The organism is Pseudomonas sp. MN1F (genome assembly GCF_009391885.1).
In the GTDB taxonomy this organism is placed as follows: Bacteria; Pseudomonadota; Gammaproteobacteria; order Pseudomonadales; family Pseudomonadaceae; genus Aquipseudomonas.
In genome coordinates, this window is sequence record NZ_VZII01000009.1 from 208629 (window position 1) to 225809 (window position 17181).

11 protein-coding genes and 2 pseudogenes are annotated in these 17181 nt (G+C 63.3%); 5 read left to right on the top strand and 8 right to left on the bottom strand.

What is annotated here, in order from left to right; all coding sequences use genetic code 11:
- Positions 1-10: 10 nt before the first annotated feature.
- Positions 11-1198, bottom strand: a complete 1188-nt coding sequence (locus F6X59_RS06845) for an MFS transporter (protein ID WP_152955571.1) — start codon at positions 1196-1198, stop codon at positions 11-13.
- A 164-nt stretch (positions 1199-1362) separates the two neighbouring features.
- Between F6X59_RS06845 and F6X59_RS06850 the strand changes: the two genes are divergently transcribed.
- The 4 genes and pseudogenes from F6X59_RS06850 (at position 1363) to F6X59_RS06865 (ending at position 3704) form a co-directional block, all read left to right on the top strand.
- Entirely contained in the window at positions 1363-2262 is a 900-nt protein-coding gene (locus F6X59_RS06850; protein ID WP_152955572.1) for a LysR family transcriptional regulator, read from the top strand.
- Positions 2263-2358: 96 nt separating this feature from the next.
- A complete protein-coding gene (locus F6X59_RS06855; RefSeq protein ID WP_152955573.1) occupies positions 2359-3132 on the top strand; it encodes a ParA family protein in 774 nt (257 codons plus the stop codon).
- Positions 3133-3166: 34 nt separating this feature from the next.
- Positions 3167-3358: pseudogene (locus F6X59_RS06860) on the top strand (type II toxin-antitoxin system HigB family toxin); the annotation flags it as partial.
- A complete protein-coding gene (locus F6X59_RS06865) occupies positions 3348-3704 on the top strand; it encodes a type II toxin-antitoxin system HigA family antitoxin (protein WP_372240318.1) in 357 nt (118 codons plus the stop codon). The pseudogene F6X59_RS06860 and the gene F6X59_RS06865, both read left to right, overlap by 11 nt.
- Positions 3705-3707: 3 nt before the next feature.
- Here F6X59_RS06865 and trxC read toward each other — a convergent pair whose 3' ends face one another.
- The 7 genes from trxC to betI all read right to left on the bottom strand — a co-directional run bounded on the left by trxC (position 3708) and on the right by betI (position 14896).
- On the bottom strand, positions 3708-4142 hold the full coding sequence (trxC, locus tag F6X59_RS06870; protein WP_152955575.1) for a thioredoxin TrxC: 435 nt from the start codon (positions 4140-4142) through the stop codon (positions 3708-3710).
- Positions 4143-4158: 16 nt separating this feature from the next.
- The gene (gene selO, locus F6X59_RS06875; RefSeq protein WP_372240319.1) at positions 4159-5619 is read right to left on the bottom strand and encodes a protein adenylyltransferase SelO; all 1461 of its coding nucleotides are present in this window, start codon (positions 5617-5619) and stop codon (positions 4159-4161) included.
- 45 nt (positions 5620-5664) lie between these two features.
- Positions 5665-8973 carry a mechanosensitive channel MscK gene (gene mscK, locus F6X59_RS06880; RefSeq protein WP_152955576.1) on the bottom strand — a complete coding sequence of 1103 codons (3309 nt, stop codon included), beginning with the start codon at positions 8971-8973 and terminating at the stop codon, positions 5665-5667.
- Positions 8974-9008: 35 nt separating this feature from the next.
- Positions 9009-10751, bottom strand: a complete 1743-nt coding sequence (locus tag F6X59_RS06885) for a potassium/proton antiporter (protein ID WP_103446049.1) — start codon at positions 10749-10751, stop codon at positions 9009-9011.
- Between the two features lie 202 nt (positions 10752-10953).
- Positions 10954-12651, bottom strand: coding sequence for a choline dehydrogenase (gene betA / locus F6X59_RS06890; RefSeq protein WP_152955577.1), 1698 nt, complete (start codon positions 12649-12651; stop codon positions 10954-10956).
- 78 nt (positions 12652-12729) lie between these two features.
- Positions 12730-14202, bottom strand: a complete 1473-nt coding sequence (betB, locus tag F6X59_RS06895) for a betaine-aldehyde dehydrogenase (RefSeq protein ID WP_152955578.1) — start codon at positions 14200-14202, stop codon at positions 12730-12732.
- A gap of 37 nt (positions 14203-14239) precedes the next feature.
- On the bottom strand, positions 14240-14896 hold the full coding sequence (gene betI / locus F6X59_RS06900) for a transcriptional regulator BetI (protein WP_060509844.1): 657 nt from the start codon (positions 14894-14896) through the stop codon (positions 14240-14242).
- Between the two features lie 535 nt (positions 14897-15431).
- On the opposite strand from betI, the pseudogene F6X59_RS06905 reads away from it, so the two are divergent.
- A pseudogene (locus F6X59_RS06905) lies at positions 15432-16957 on the top strand (BCCT family transporter); the annotation flags it as partial.
- Positions 16958-17181 lie beyond the last annotated feature (224 nt).

Consider the following 17181-nt stretch of genomic DNA (forward strand, 5'->3'; position numbering starts at 1 on the left):
CCTCGGCCTTTCAGGTTGCTTTGGGTTGCAACTTGCTCAAATGCAGGGCCACCAGCAACGCCACCGTCAGCAATCCGCCAATGAACAAGCCAATCCCGTTCCACCCCCATTGGTGCCAGAACACCCCACCCGCCGTACCGGCCACGCTGGACCCTGCGTAATAGCTGAACAGGTACAGCGACGAAGCCTGCCCCTTGGCCTTCAGCGCCCGGCGGCCGATCCAGCTGCTGGCCACCGAATGCGCACCGAAGAAGCCGAAGGTGAACACCAGCATGCCGACGATCACCAGCGCCAGCGGGGTGGCCAAGGTCATCAGCAGGCCGCCAGCCATTACGACAATACTGGCCCAGAACACCTTGCGCCGGCCCAGCTTGTCAGCCAGTGCGCCGACTTGCGCCGAGCTGTAGATACCCGACAGGTACACCACCGACAGCAACCCGACCAGCGCCTGGTTCATGTGGTAAGGCTCGGCCAACAAGCGGTAGCCAATGTAGTTGAACAGGGTGACGAAGGCGCCCATCAACAAGAAGGCTTCGAGGAACAGCCAAGGCAGCCCGGCATCCTTGAAGTGCATGACGAAACCGTCCAGCAGGCTACGCGGGTTCATCAACTGTGGTCGGAAGTTGCGCGATTCGGGCAGCACTTTCCAGAACACCAGCGCCGCCACCAGGGCCAGGCCGCCGATGGTCAGCATCGCCGTGTGCCAGCTGACAAAATCGATCAGTACACCGGTGATCAGTCGCCCGCTCATTCCGCCGATGGCATTGCCACCAATGTACAGGCCCATGGCCAGGCCGATGTGCTGCGGGTGGATTTCTTCGCTCAGGTAGGTCATTGCCACCGCCGCCAGGCCGCTCAGCGACAAGCCCACCAGAGCGCGGGTGGCCAGCACCAGTTCCCAGCTCGGCATCACCGCGCTGGCCAGGGTCGACAGGGCGGCGCAAACCAGGGCAAAGACCATCACCGGCTTACGGCCGATGCGGTCGGAGATCGGGCCGGTGATCAACAGGCCGAACGCCAGCATCGCAGTCGATACCGAGAGCACCAGGCTGCTCTGCGCCGCGTTGATGGAAAACTCCTTCGACAGCAGCGGCATCATCGGCTGCACGCAGTACAGCAGGGCGAACGTGGCGAAGCCGCCGCTGAACAGGGCCAGCACGGTCTGCATGAAGGCGGGGGTGCCTTTTTCGATCCACATGTCGTTCAGGGGGGCAGGTTCTGGGCCGGCAGGAAGGGGGGCTACAGCAGTTTTCACGGGCGGTACCTCTGGCGCAATGAAAAAAGCATATAGCTGGCTAATGATTAGATCCAATATATTGTTCGACCTATTTGAGACGTTCATCGACCTAATTGGAGCCCGTCATGGAACTGCGCCATTTGCGTTACTTCATCGCCGTTGCCGAAGAGCTGCACTTCGGCCGCGCGGCCCAGCAACTGGGTATCTCCCAGCCGCCATTGAGCCAGCAGATCCAGGCGCTGGAGCAGGAGCTGGGCGCCCGTCTGTTCGAGCGGACCAATCGTCGGGTCGAGCTGAGCGAGGCTGGCCGGCTGTTCCTTGAAGAGGCGCGCCAGGTACTGGCGCAGGTGGAGAAGGCGGCCGATGTGGCACGGCGTGCACAGTTGGGTGAGCTGGGCGAGATGAAGATTGGTTTCACGTCGTCGGCGCCGTTCACCTCGAAGATCCCCAAGGCCATTCATGCCTTTCGCCAGCGTTTCCCCGCAGTACACCTGAATCTCAAGGAAATGAGCAGCCGGGATGTCGCCGAAGGGGTGTTCGACGAATCCATCGAGGTCGGCCTGATGCGGCCGATGCCGTTGCCGGAAGGCCTGGTGGCCACCGAGCTGTTCCGCGAGCCGCTGGTGGCGGTGATCAACGCCTCGCACCCGTTGGCCGAAGGCACGGAACAGGGCGTGCACATGGCTGCCTTGGCCCATGAACCGTTCGTGTTCTTCCCGCGCAGCTATGGCAGCGGGTTGCATGCGCAGCTGTTGAGCCTGGCGCGCCAGGCCGGGTTCAGCCCGCATTTCTCCCAGGAGGCGGGGGAGGCGATGACCATCATCGGCCTGGTGTCGGCGGGGCTTGGGGTCTCGGTGCTGCCGGCGTCGTTCCAGCGTATGCGCATCGAAGGCGTGGTGTACCGCACGCTGCTGGATGAAGGGGCGATGTCGGCAGTGTGGCTGGTGCAGCGCGAGCGCGGGGGTTCGGCGATGGCGCGGGCGTTTGCCGAGTTGCTGAAGGGGCTGATGGCGGGCCAGCAGTGATGTTCCCGCGCTGTGCCAGCGAATGGGCAAATGGCACTGGCCATTGCCGCTGCGCCGCCACATACTCGGGCATTCGTTGATACACGGAGGTCAATCATGCGGCGCGTGGTGTTCAATCAGAAAGGTGGCGTGGGCAAGTCGAGCATCGCTTGCAACCTGGCGGCAGTGAGCGCCAGCGAAGGTTATCGGACCCTGCTGATCGACCTGGATGCCCAGGCCAACTCGACCCAGTACCTGACCGGCCTGACCGGCGACGACATCCCCATGGGCATTGCCGACTTCTTCAAGCAGAGCCTGTCCAGCGGACCGTTCAGCAAGAAGAACAAGGTCGATATCTACGAAACTCCGTTCGATAACCTGCATGTGGTCACTGCCACGGCGGAGCTGGCCGACCTGCAGCCCAAGTTGGAAGCCAAGCACAAGATCAACAAGCTGCGTAAGTTGCTCGATGAGCTGGACGAGGACTACGAGCGGATTTACATCGACACGCCGCCGGCGCTCAATTTCTATGCGGTTTCCGCATTGATCGCCGCTGATCGTGTGCTGATCCCCTTCGATTGCGACAGTTTCTCGCGTCAGGCGCTGTACGGCCTGCTGGCTGAAATCGAAGAGCTCAAGGACGACCACAACGAAGACCTGGTGGTCGAAGGCATCGTGGTCAACCAGTTCCAGTCCCGCGCCAGCCTGCCGCAGCAGATGCTCGACGAGCTGCTGGCCGAAGGGCTGCCGGTGCTGCCGGTGTATCTGGGCAGCTCGGTGAAGATGCGCGAATCGCACCACGCCAGCCTGCCACTGATTCACCTGGAACCGCGGCACAAGCTGACACAGCAGTTTGTCGAGCTGCACGATTTGCTTGAGCGTTGCGAGTAAGCCCTGCACCCAATCCCTTGCATCCAAGCCGGGTCCGCAGGATGTAAAGGATCAGATTGGCAACGCCAGCATATGTGGCAATAACCGCGTGGTCTTCAACATCGGAGGTAACAAGTACCGGCTAGTGGTCGAAATGCAGTATCGAGCCGGTATTGCCTGGGTGAAATTCGTCGGCACGCACAGGCGCTATGACGAGATTGACGTGGAGACAATCTGTGAATATTAAGCCAATCCGCAATGATGACGATCTTCGAGCGGCCTTTCAGCGGCTCGAAACTATTTTCCAGGCAGAAGCTGGCACGCCAGAAGCTGATGAAATGGAAGTGCTTGTGACACTGATCGAGGTGTACGAAAACAAGCACTATCCCATTCATCCTGCCAACCCCATTGAGGCCATCAAGTTCTGCATGGATCAACAGGGGCTTACGCCTCGGGATCTTGAACCCTTTATCGGTCCAAGCGGGCGGGTTTCGGAAGTCCTCAATGGTAAGCGCGGTCTAAGCCTTTCCATGATCAAGCGCCTGCATGATGGTCTGCGCATTCCCTACGAGTCCCTACTGGCAAATGCCTGAAAATTAGACCCCCTGGCTACGCACCCACTCCAGCAACGACTGGAGCGGAAACGCCCCGGCCTGGCGACCGAGTTCGCGGCCGTTCCTGAACAGGATCAGGCTGGGAATCGAGCGGATGCCCAGTTGCCCGGCGAGGTTGCGGTTGGCTTCGCTGTCGAGCTTGGCCAGGCGGCAGCGGCCGCTGAGCTGGCGGGCGGCCTGCTCGAAGGTCGGGGCAAAGGACTTGCACGGGCCGCACCAGTCGGCCCAGACATCGATCAGCAGCGGCAGGTCGCCCTTGATCTGGCTGGCATAGTTGGCCTCGCTGAGCTCGAAGGGCGTGCTCAGCAGCACGTCCTGTTTGCAGCGGCCGCATTTCGGGGCGTCACCCAGGCGCGCCGCCGGCAGGCGGTTGAGGCCGTTGCAGTGGGGGCAGGGGATTACCAGTGGGTCGGACATGTCGGTTCCTTGAAGATTATGAAGAACAGCTGATTTCCAGGTGCTTGCCCCACTCAGGTGGGCGCTCGGCATAGGCCTGCATGCCGGCTTGCTCCTCGAACGGCTGGCTCAGCACCTTATGCAGGCGGCGTACTTCACTGTAATCCCCAGCTTCGGCCGCTTCGATGGCCTTCTGCGCCAGGTAATTGCGCAGCACATACAGCGGGTTCACCGCATGCATCCGCTCACGGCGGCCTTCGGCATTAGCGCTCTCGCGCTCGCAACGGGCCAGGTAATCCGCGCCCCAGGCATCGAAGCCGGCGAGGTCGATGAAGTCATCGCGTACCACCTTCAACGCTTCGGCGACAGGCTGGTCACCCAGCTTGCGGAAGAACAGGTTGTAGTCCACGCCGCCGCTCTGCATACGCTGCAGCAGGCGCTCGACCAGCGCCATGTCGTCGTCTTCTGCGCTGGTCAGGCCCAGGCGCCGACGCATCAGGTCGAGGTAGTGCGCCTGGTACAGCGGCAGGAACAGGCCCAGCGCTTCCTTGAGCGGTTCCACTTCGATCACCGTGGTCAGGGCCTGGGCCAGGGCGCTGAGGTTCCAGTGGGCAATCGGCACCTGGTTGGCGTAGCTGTAGCGGCCACGGTCGTCGGAGTGGTTGCAGATGAAGTTGGCGTCGAAGTCGTCGAGGAAGGCGAACGGGCCAAAATCGAAGGTGATGCCGAGGATCGACATGTTGTCGGTGTTCATCACCCCGTGGCAGAAGCCATAGGCCTGCCAGCGGGCGATCAGCTCGGCGTTGCGCTCGACGATGGTGCGGAACATGGCCAGGTATGGCTGCTCGGCATCGCGGCACTCTGGGTAGTGCTGCTCCAGCACGTGGTCGATCAGCACACGCTGCTGTTCCGGCTGCTTGGTGTAGTAGAAGTATTCAAAATGCCCGAAACGCACATGGCTCTGCGCCAAGCGGGTGAGCATTGCCGCACTTTCGCGGGTTTCGCGCCACACCGGGGTGCTCGAACCGATCACGCACAGCGCCCGGCTGGTGGCGATGCCCAGCGCGTGCAGGGCCTCTGAAGCGAGGAACTCGCGGATCGACGAGCGCAGCACGGCGCGGCCGTCGCCCATGCGCGAATAGGGCGTCTGGCCGGCACCCTTCAGGTGCAGGTCCCAGTACTCGCCCTGGTCATTCAGCACTTCGGCCAGCAGCAGCCCGCGGCCATCGCCCAGGCGCGGGTTGTAGGAGCCGAACTGGTGGCCGGAATAGACCATCGCCCGCGGGTCGGCCTGTTCCCACAGCTTGTGGCCGCTGAACAGCTCGGCGAACACCGGCAGTTCAGCCTGTGCAGGGTCGAGGTCGAGCAGGGCCATGGCCGACTCGCTCGCCACCACCAGGCGCGGCTCGGCGATCGGCTCGGGCAGGACCTGGGTGGAGAACGCATCGCCCAGGCGGGCGAAGCGGTTGTCGAAGGTGAGTTGGTCGAGGGCTTTCACGGGCTGCTCCTGAGATTCAGCACAGAATAAAGCATTCGAGCCCACTCAGGCCGGTGCAGTGCCATCCGGTTTAGGTTGCTCTGTCGCGATCAACTGCTGCTTGCCACCCTTGGCATCCATCAGGAACACCTCGACTTGGCGTACCGAGATCTTGATGTTGTGGGCCTTGAACTCGCGGTTGATGTAGCGGTTGATCTCGTCCAGCGTCGGGTTGCGGTCACCGAGGTCACGCACGTGCATGCGCAGTTCGTGGTCCAGCGAGCTCTCGCCGAAGTTGAGGAAGTACACGATCGGCTCCGGGTCCTTGAGCACCCGCGGGTTCTCGTGGGCGCCCTTGAGCAGCAGGTCGCGTACCAGGTCGAGGTCCGAGCCGTAGTCGATGCCCAGCTTCAGCGTCACCCGGGTGACCGTGTCGGTCAGCGACCAGTTGATCAGCTGGCCGGTGATGAAGGTCTTGTTGGGGACGATGATGTCCTTGCGGTCGAAATCGGTGATGGTGGTGGCGCGGATGCGGATCTTGCTCACCGTGCCGGACAGGTTGCCGATGGTGATGGTGTCGCCGATCCGCACGGGGCGCTCGAACAGGATCATGATGCCGGAGATGAAGTTGGCGAAGATCTCCTGCATGCCGAAGCCCAGGCCCACCGACAGCGCTGCTACCAGCCACTGCAGCTTGTCCCAGCTCACCCCGAGGGTCGACAGGGTGCTGACGATGCCGATACCGACGATGGTGTACGACAGCAGCGTGGTGGTGGCGTAGGCGCTGCCCTGGGCCAGGTTCAGGCGTGACAGCACCAGCACTTCCAGCAGGCCCGGCAAGTTGCCCGCCAGGGCGAAGGTGATGCCGACGATCACCAGCGCGCCGAGCAGGTCGCCGAGGCTGATCGGCACCATGCTGGCGGCGGCACCGGTGCCGCTGGTGTACTCGTACAGGACGAAGTTGTTGAGGTAGGCGAACACCGAGATCAGGTCCGACCAGACCCAGTACAGGCCGGCGATGAAGCCGCCGAGCAGGGCCAGGCGGATCAGGCGCAGCGACTGCTGGTTGACCTGCTCGATATCCAGAGTCGGCTCTTCGGTGATGACTTCACCATCCAGCCCTTCCTTGGCGGCCTGGCGCTTGCTCAACGCGCGCTGGTAGGCCAGGCGCCGTGCAGCCACCGACAGGCCACGGACGAAGGCGGCTTCGATCACCAGCCAGAACAGCAGCAGGTACAGGGTGTAGATCAGCCGGTCGGTCAGTTTCAGTGCGGTGTAGTAGTAACCGAAGCACACGGCCACGAACAGCGCGATCGGCAGGGCGGTGAAGGCCACCCCCACGGCCCTGCGGAACAGCGACGTATCGCGGTGCGCCGGGCTGCTCAGCAGCAGGCGGCTGAGCAGCCAGGCCATCAATGCATAGCAGGTCAACACCACGCCGATGCCGAGCACGTCGTCGGCCAGGGCCGAAGGCTGATGCTCGGCGACCGCTACCACGCCGACCAGCGCCAGCACCACGGTACCCAGCCGGCGAACCCAGCCGCGCAAGAACTCGACCTGCGGCTTGTGCCAGCGGAAGTGGATTTCCGCCACACCGCCAGGGGCGAGGATGCGGTAGGCGGTGTAGAACACCAGCCAGGCCTGGGCCAGCTGCCACAGCGCCGCGCCGAGGTTGGCGTTCTGCCCGCGGGCGTCGATCTGCAGGGCATAGCTGCACAGCGCCAGGCCCAGGCTCACCGGCATCGCCAGGAGGATGTTGATCAGGATGGCCTGGGGCGTGTGCCACTGGCTGTCACGGCGGAAGTGGCCGATGTCCTGGTGCACCTTGCCCAGCCGTTGGTAGAGGTATTTGCGCCGCCACAGCAGGGCGCCGATCGCCAGCAGCAGGGGCAGGAACAGCAGCGGCCGCTGGCTCAGGCCGTCGGCCAGCTCCTTGATGCCCGAGCCCCAGGGCAGGCTGGCGACCTGTTCGGGGAAGCGTTCCGGCACCAGGCGCAGCCAGTCCCAGTCCAGCGGCTTGTTGCTGGGGATCCAGAACATCTGCTCGTCGAGGGTGTTGCGCAGGCCCTGGGCGGTGCCCAGCAGCTGCTTCTGGTTGAGCTGCAGGGTGATTGATTCGTTGAGCAGCGCCGACAGCTCGCGGTTCAGGCGTTCGAGCAGGTCACTGCGGGTGATCGCCACTTCCAGCAGGGCCTTGCGCAGTTGCGGCGTGACGTCTTCCTGCGGCTGGTTGGCCAACAGCTTGTCGACGTAAGTCACCGGGTTGCTCATCTGCTCGCGCTGCTGGTTGATCTCGAACTGGTACAGGCGCAGATCGGCGATCTGGTCGGCCAGGTCGCGGTCGAGCTTCAGGTGCGGCAGCGCCTGCTTTTGCTTGTAGAGGATCTTCGACAGCAGCAGGCTGCCCTTGAGCACATTGATCTGCTCATCCAGGGCCTGGTCGGCCTGGGTCAGGCTGTCGAGTTGCTGCTTGGTGCGCAGGTTCTGCTGGGTCAGCTCGTTGAGGCGGTCGGTGCTTTTGAGCAGGTAGTCGGAAAGCTTCAGGTTGGCCGCGCTCTCGGTGGCCAGCAGGCTGCTGCCGCCAGCCTTCTGCGCTTCGATCGACTGCTGGGTGACGGTTTGCTGGGACTGGGCCAGGCGCTTTTCGTTGATCAGCGTCTGCAGGTCCTGGATTTCCTGCTCCAGGCGCGCGGCGCGCTCGATCAGCAGGTCGTGGCGGGCGTTGCCGAGGTCTTGCAGCAGGCCGTTGCCGGCCAGCTCCTGGCGGCGCAACAGGGTCAGCGCGTTGAGCGAGGCCTGCTCGGCAATGAGCTGGTTGCGCTGGTCGGCGTTGATCGGCTTGCCGCCGTCCTTGCCGCTTTTGAGGCTGTTGTTGATTTGCTGGGTGCGGGTCTGGTTGTTGCTGATCTCGGCCTGGGCCCGTTCCGGGCGGGTCTGCGAATTGATGATCAGGCTGTTGGCTTCGGACAGCGCCCTCTGCAGCTCGCCCTGCTGGGTGTTGCGTTCGCTGAGCAGCTGCTCGAGCTGCGGCACGGTCAGGTTGGCATAGCGCTGGGCGACCGGCTGCGGCTTGCTTTCCTTGAGCTTGGCCAGTTCTTTCTGGTTGTCAGTGGTTTCCTTGGGGGCGCTGGCCAGCTGCTGCTTGAGCGCGGCCAGCTTCTTCTCGCTGTCTTCCTTGCTGTTGAGCAGGCTCAAGGTCTGCTCGAGCACCTGCTGCAGGGCCTTCTGGTCGGCCTCGGGCAGTTTGCGCTCGGCGATCTTGTCGAGGCTGTTCTGGATGCTGGCGGTGGTCGGGGCTTCTGCCGCGTTGACCGCGAAAGAAAGGGACAGGCACAACCCCAGCAGGGCTGTGCGAAGGTACACGCGCAGGGACATAGGCAGACTACTTGTGGATCAGGCAGAAACGGAGTTTAGAGGAACAATCCTGGTCCGGGTCGCGTTCCTTCGGGGAATCTGACGCCGACTTTCTGGATCTTGTTCCCGTCCATGGTCGCCACGGTCCAGATCGTGCCGTGCCATTCGACCTGGTCGCCTACTACTGGAGCGCCTCCGACCTTCTGTCGGATGAACTGCGCCAGTGGCATTTTCGCGTCCAGGCCGTCCAGTTTGAGGCCATAAAGTGCGGCCACCGCGCCCAGCTCGGCATCGCCTTCGAGCACGAAGTCGCCAAAGAAGCGCAGGTCCAGGCCACGCTGCGGTGCCTGGCTGAACAGTTTGCCCAGTGCTGGAAGGTTATGTTCGTGGCCGATCACGCAAAGCATGTCGCCGACTTCCAGTACGGTGCTGCCGGACGGGTGCAGCAGTTGCTCGCCGCGGAACAGCGCGGCGATCCGCGTGCCTTCGGGCATTTTCAGCTCACGCAGGGCGGCGCCGATGCACCATTTTTCCGCACCCAGGCGGTAGACGAACAGCTCCCACTCGCTGGTGACGTGCACTTCCAGCGCCGAGCGGGAAATAGGCGCCGGGTCTGGCGGTACCGTGACTTTCAGCAGCTTGGCCATCCACGGCAGGCTGGTGCCTTGCACCAGCAGCGACACCAGCACGATGAAGAACGCCAGGTTGAAGAACAGCTGGGCGTCTGGCAGGCCGGCCATCAGCGGGAACACCGCCAGAATGATCGGTACCGCGCCGCGCAGGCCGACCCAGGAGATGAAGCCCTTTTCGCGGCCGTGGAAGGCCTTGAACGGCAGCAGTGCGGCAACCACCGACAGCGGCCGCGCCACCAGGATCATCCACAGCGCCAGGCCCAGCGCGGGCAGGGCGATCGGCAGCAGGTCGTGGGGCGTGACCAGCAGCCCCAGCACCAGGAACATGCCGATCTGCGCCAGCCAGGCCATGCCGTCGAGCATGTGCAGGATGCCGTGACGGCTGCGGATCGGCTTGTTGCCCAGTACCAGGCCGCACAGGTACACGGCGAGGAAGCCGCTGCCATGCAACGCGTTGGTCAGCGAGAACACCACCAGGCCGCCGGCCACCACCAGGATCGGGTACAGGCCACCGGCCAGGTTGATGCGGTTGACCAGTTGCAGCAGCAGCCAGCCGCCGCCCAGGCCCAGCAGGCCGCCGATACCGAACTCGCGCAGCAAGTGGCCCAGCAGGCTCCAGTGCAGGCCGGTCTGGCCGCTGGCGATCATGTCGATCAGGGTAACAGTGAGGAACACGGCCATCGGGTCGTTGCTGCCCGATTCGATTTCCAGGGTGGCGGTCACCCGCTCGTTCAGGCCTTTGCCACCGAGCAGCGAAAACACCGCCGCGGCGTCGGTGGAGCCGACGATGGCGCCGATCAGCAGGCCCTGGATCAGGCTCAGGTTGAACAGCCAGGCGGCTACCATGCCGGTGAGCGCGGTGGTGATCATCACGCCGACGGTGGCCAGCGACAGCGCCGGCCACAGTGCCACGCGGAAGCTCGCCACCCGCGTGCGCAGGCCGCCGTCGAGAAGGATCACGGCCAAGGCCAGGTTGCCCACCAGGTAGGCGGTCGGGTAGTTGTTGAAGATGATGCCGCCACCATCCACGCCGGCGACCATGCCGACAGCGAGGATGATGACCAGAATAGGGATGCCCAGGCGCGACGACAGCGAGCTGACCAGGATACTTGCGCCCACCAGCAATGCGCCGATCAAAAACAGGCTGTTGATGGTGCTTGCATCCAAAGGCAGGTACTCCGGGATATCGCGGGAAGGGGGCTTGGCTCCTTGACTTGGCAAGTCGCGTGCCAACTGATTCTAACCTGATGAATTGGCAGGCTGTAAAGCGTTTCTGCAGATGTGCAAAAGGCACCGCGGAGGGTGCCTTTTGCAGTGTTGTCTGGGTGGGCCTCTTCGCGGGCTTGCCCGCGAAGAGGCCAGGGCAGGCTTACGCCTGCTTCACCTCACGCATTGGCTTGCCCTTCACCGGTGCACCGTTGGCCACGTAGTACTTGGCGGTGCTGCGCGGCAGCGGCTTGCGGTTGCGGATCTTGTCCGAGATCTTCTCGGCGATCATGATCGTGGTGGCGTTGAGGTTGCCGGTGATGATGATCGGCATGATCGACGCATCGACCACACGCAGGCCCTGCATGCCGTGTACACGGCCTTCACCGTCGACCACTGCCATGTCGTCGGTGCCCATCTTGCACGAGCAGGACGGGTGGAAGGCGGTTTCGGCGTGCTCGCGGATGAACTTGTCCAGTTCCTCGTCGGTCTGCACGTGCTCGCCCGGGCTGATTTCGCGACCGCGGTAAGGGTCCAGCGCCGGCTGGGCCATGATTTCGCGGGTCAGGCGGATGCCGTCACGGAACTCTTGCCAGTCCTGCTCGGTGGCCATGTAGTTGAACAGGATGCTCGGGTGCTGGCGCGGGTCCTTCGACTTGGCCTGGATGCGGCCACGGCTTGGCGAACGCATCGAGCCCATGTGCGCCTGGAAACCGTGTTCCTTCACGCCGTTGGAGCCGTTGTAGTTAATGGCGACCGGCAGGAAGTGGTACTGGATGTTCGGCCACTCGAACTCAGGGCGGGTACGGATGAAGCCACCGGCCTCGAACTGGTTGCTGGCGCCGATACCGGTACCGTTGAACATCCACTCGGCACCGATGGCCGGCTGGTTCCACCACAGCAGCGATGGGTACAGCGACACGGGCTGGGTGCAGGCGTACTGCAGGTACAGCTCAAGGTGGTCCTGCAGGTTTTCGCCGACGCCCGGCAGGTCGTGCACGACCGGGATGTCGAGGCTTTCCAGCAGGGCGCGCGGGCCAACGCCGGAACGCTGCAGCAGCTGCGGCGAAGCAATGGCGCCGGAGCTGACGATCACTTCCTTGCGGGCACGGGCTTCGACGCGCTCTTCGCTGTCGCCGACCAGGTAGGTCACGCCAACAGCACGCTTGCCGTCGAACAGCACGCGGTCAGTCAGGGCATGGGTGACGATGGTCAGGTTCGGGCGCTTCTTGGCCTGGTCCAGGTAGCCACGGGCGGTGCTGGAACGGCGGCCTTGCTTGGTCACGGTGCGGTCCATCGGACCGAAGCCTTCCTGCTGGTAGCCGTTGAGGTCTTCGGTGCGTGGGTAGCCAGCTTGCACGCCGGCTTCGACCATGGCATGGAACAGCGGGTTGTTACCGGCCTTAGGCGTAGTCACGCTGACCGGGCCTTCGCCGCCGTGGTAGTCGTTGGGGCCGATGTCGCGGGTTTCAGCCTTGCGGAAGTACGGCAGGCAGTCCAGGTAGCTCCAGTCATCCAGGCCTGGCAGCTTCGCCCAGCCGTCGAAGTCCATGGCGTTGCCGCGGATGTAGCACATGCCGTTGATCAGCGACGAGCCACCCAGGCCCTTGCCGCGGCCACACTCCATGCGGCGGCCGTCCATGTGTGGCTCCGGGTCGGTCTCGTAGGCCCAGTTGTAGCGGCGACCCTGCAGCGGGAAGGCCAGGGCGGCCGGCATCTGGGTGCGGAAGTCGAAGCGGTAGTCGGGGCCACCGGCTTCCAGCAGCAGTACGCTGACGCCGGCGTCTTCGGTCAGGCGGGTCGCCAGGGTGTTACCGGCGGAGCCGGCACCGACGATGATGTAATCGAATTCTTGGGACATGAAAGTACCCTCGTGTTGGCGGTGGTCAGGGAGCGGAAACGCCCGTGCGCAGTGGCACGGGCGTGGCGGGACTGGGCCTTAGAAGACCGAGTTGTAGCCGCCCAGCTCGACCTGGACCGACTTGATGCGAGTGTATTGAGCCAGCGAGCTGACGCCGTTCTCACGGCCGACACCCGACTGCTTGTAGCCGCCAACCGGCATTTCGGCTGGCGATTCGCCCCAGGCATTGATCCAGCAGATACCGGCTTCCAGCTGGTGGATGATGCGGTGGGCGCGGGAGATGTCATTGGTGCAGACACCGGCGGCCAGGCCGTAGTCGGTGTCGTTGGCACGGCGGATGACTTCTTCTTCGGTTTCGTAGGTGAGGATGCTCATCACCGGGCCGAAGATCTCTTCCTTGACGATGGTCATGTCGTCGCTGCAGTCGGTGAACACGGTCGGGGCCACGAAGGCACCGTTGGCGAAATCACCGGCAGTCAGGCGCTCGCCGCCGCACAGCACGCGGGCACCTTCTTCCTTGCCTTTGGCGATGTAGCCGAGCACGCTTTCCATGTGCTGGAAGCTGACCAGCGGGCCGAAGTTGGTGTTCTCGTCTTCCGGGTTGCCAACGCGAATGCGGGCAACGCGCTCGGCGATCTTGGCTTCAAAGGCCGCCTTCATTTCAGCCGGGATGAACACGCGGGTGCCGTTGGTGCAGACCTGGCCGGAGCTGTAGAAGTTGGCCATCATGGCGATGTCGGCGGCCTTGTCCAGGTCGGCGTCGGCGCAGATGATCAGTGGCGACTTGCCGCCCAGCTCCATGGTGACTTCCTTGAGCGACGAGCTCGAGGCGCTGGCCATGACCTTCTTGCCGGTGGTGGTGCCGCCGGTGAAGGAGACTTTCTCGATGCGTGGGTGCTCGGTCAGCCAAGTGCCGACTTCGCGGCCGCTGCCGGTCAGGACGTTGAACACGCCGTTCGGCAGGCCGGCTTCGGTGTAGATCTCGGCCAGTTTCAGGGTGGTCAGCGAAGTGACTTCCGACGGCTTGAAGATCATCGCATTGCCAGCGGCCAGGGCTGGGGCGGATTTCCACAGGGCGATCTGGATCGGGTAGTTCCACGCGCCGATACCGACGGTCACGCCCAGCGGCTCGCGGCGGGTGTAGACGAAGGACGATTCGCGCAGCGGGATCTGCTCGCCTTCGATGGCCGGTACCAGGCCGGCGTAGTATTCCAGCACGTCGGCGCCGGTGACGATGTCGACGTAGCGGGTTTCCGAGTACGACTTGCCGGTGTCCAGGGTTTCCAGCATGGCCAGTTCATCGTTGCGCTCGCGCAGGATGTCGACGGCGCGACGCAGGATGCGCGAACGCTGCATGGCGGTCATCGCGGCCCAGACTTTCTGGCCGCGCTCGGCGCTTTCCACAGCCTTCTCGACATCGGCCTGGGTGGCACGTTGCACGTGGGCGAGGACTTCGCCGGTAGCCGGGTTGATGGCTTCGAAGGTGGCATCGCTGCCAGCGTCGACGTAAGCACCATCAATGTAGAGTTTTTGCGTTCCGAAACGGGCCATAGTGTCCTCGCAAGTGCAGTGTGTGGTTGGCTGCGCGTCACGCTCCTGCCGGGTGGGCAAGGGCCGTGCGTGCTTGATCAGCGGCCTGGTCGTTGGTGTCCAGGGTGTGCTGTTTAGCCAGTTGTAGATCCATGTATTCGTATGCAATCCGTATCGCCTGGTCGGTGTCGAATGCATCTCCCGACAGGGCACCCCGCAGCCACAGGCCATCGATCAGGGCCGCCAGGCCGCGGGCGGCCTTGCGCGCATGGTAGAGCGGCAGGGCGCGGCGGAACTGGCAGCACAGGTTGGAATACAGGCGGTGATCATTGATCCGCTGCAACCTGTGCAAATCGGGCTGGTGCATGCTGGAAGCCCAGAAGGCCAACCAGGTTTTCATTGCCGGGCCGTTCACCTGGCTGGCATCGAAGTTGCCCTCGATGATCACTTTCAGGTGGGCGCGCGGGCTGTCGTCCGTCAGGGCCTGGCGACGTGCTCTAACGCCTTCGTTGAGCATGTTCATGATGTAACCCATCGTCGCTGCAATCAGGCCGTTCTTGTCCCGAAAGTAGTGACTGATGATGCCGTTCGACACACCGGCCAAACGGGCAATCAGCGCAATGCTGGCGTCACCCAGTCCGACCTGATCGACCGCCTGCAACGTGGCTTCGATCAACTGCTGGCGGCGGATGGGTTGCATACCGACCTTGGGCATCTTGCTATCTCCTCAGGCCTGCGAGCAGACGACAGGCGGCTGACTCGGCGAAGGCCAGTCTATTTTGTTTTGATTGAACGTTCAATCAATAAAGAATAAGCTCTGCGACAATTTGTGCCATTGACAGCTTTTCAGGCCGTCGAGAAGGCACCGATTGACACCCCAGGAAATCGCGTAACCCCCGGAATACAAGGCGTTGACGGGCATGAGCGATGCGAGATGCAGATTCTGCCGTACGGTCACTGGCCCTGCGACAGGCCCTTGGAGCGGGCGGGGTGATCTGTGACGAATGCGCGCACCTCCGTGGAGGCGTGGCATTTTTCAGCAGGCCACCTGTCTGTTTTTTTGCAACGTATCGATTCGGGATCACGGTTTCCAGGGTGCTTTTATAACACCTGATGCAGTGGCGGAATTCCACCAATTGCTCGGGAAAAGACTGATTAGCCTCCAAAGCCGTACTGCCCGGAGCATTCGTGCAATGAGTTCTGCCTCACTTACCAAGCCCCCCGCCGAGAGGGTCCGGGTCAACCGCGTGGTGTTCTTCACCTCCGCGCTGATGATCCTCGTTCTGACTGCCTTGTTGATCGCTGTACCCGAAGCCGCCGGCCAGGTGCTGGGCGTGGCCCAGAAATGGCTGACGCGCACCTTCGGCTGGTACTACATGCTGGTGATCGGCGGCTACCTGCTGTTCGTCATCTACCTGGCCTTTTCCGACTACGGCAAGCTCAAGCTTGGCGGCAAGGACGACCAGCCTGACTTCAGCTACGGCGCCTGGGCCGGCATGCTGTTCTCCTCCGGTATCGGCATTTCGCTGCTGTACTTCGGCGCGTCCGAGCCGCTGGACCACTACTTCAATCCACCGGAAGGCACCTCTGCCAGCCTCGACGCGGCGCGCCAGGGCCTGCAGCTGACCTTCCTGCACTGGGGCCTGCATGGCTGGGCGATCTACGCCCTGGTCGGCTTGGCCGTGGGTTACTTCGCCTACCGTCACAATCAGCCGTTGGCCCTGCGCTCGGCGTTGTACCCGCTGGTGGGTGAGCGCTGGGTCAAAGGCGCTGCGGGCAATGCCGTGGACATCTTCGGCATGTTCGTCACCCTGTTGGGCCTGGTGACCAACCTGGGCATTGGTTCGATGCAGGTGTCCTCCGGCCTGGAATACCTGTTCGGCATGGACCACAGCAAGACCAACCTGCTGGTGGTGATCCTGGTCATGGCTGGCGTGGCCACCGTGGCGGCGGTATCGGGTGTAGAGAACGGCATTCGTCGCCTGTCCAACCTGAATATCGTGCTGTTCAGCGGCCTGCTGATCTTCGTCCTGCTGGGCGGCGAAACCTTGCACCTGCTCAACGGCTTCGTGCAGAACATCGGTGACTACCTCAACGGCATCGTGCTGAAGACCTTCGACCTCTATGTATACGAAGGCGAAGCCGGCAAGTCCGAGCGCTGGCTGGGCCTGTGGACCGTGTTCTACTGGGCCTGGTGGATCTCCTGGGGCCCGTTCGTCGGCATGTTCATTGCCCGTATCTCCAAGGGCCGCACCGTGCGCCAGCTGGTCAGCGGCGTGCTGCTGATCCCGCTGGGCTTCACCCTGGCCTGGCTGTCGATCTTTGGCAATACCGCGCTGGACCTGGTGATCAACCAGGGCGCCGTGGAGCTGGGCAAGACAGCGCTGGAGCAGCCGTCGATGTCGATCTACCAGCTGCTGGAATACTTCCCGGCGACCAAGATCGTGATCGGTGTGGCGGTGTTCGTCGGCTTCGTGCTGTTCCTCACCCCGGCCGACTCGGGCGCGGTGATGATGGCCAACCTGTCGTGCAAAGGCGGCAAGGTCGACGAAGACGCCCCGCACTGGATGGTGGTGTTCTGGTCGGTGGTCATCACCCTGGTCACCATCGGCCTGCTGTTCGCCGGTAACTTCGAAGCCATGCAGACCATGGTGGTGCTGGCGGGCCTGCCGTTCTCGGTGGTGCTGGTGCTGTTCATGTTCGGCCTGTACAAAGCCATGAAGCAGGACGTGGCGGTCGAGCAGGAGCGCGCCGAACTGGCCGCCCGTGGCCGTCGCGGCTTCACCGAGCGCCTGAGCCAGCTGGACCTGCAGCCGACCCAGGCCGTGGTGCAGCGCTTCATGGACAAGCACGTCAGCCCGGCGCTCAAGGAAGCCGCCGCGCAGTTGCAGACCCTGGGCTTCGAGGTGGAAACCCGTGTTGGCCAGTCGCGCAACATGATGGGCCTGCGGGTGATGATGGACGAGGGCAACCCGTTCGTTTACGAAGTGAGCCTGGACG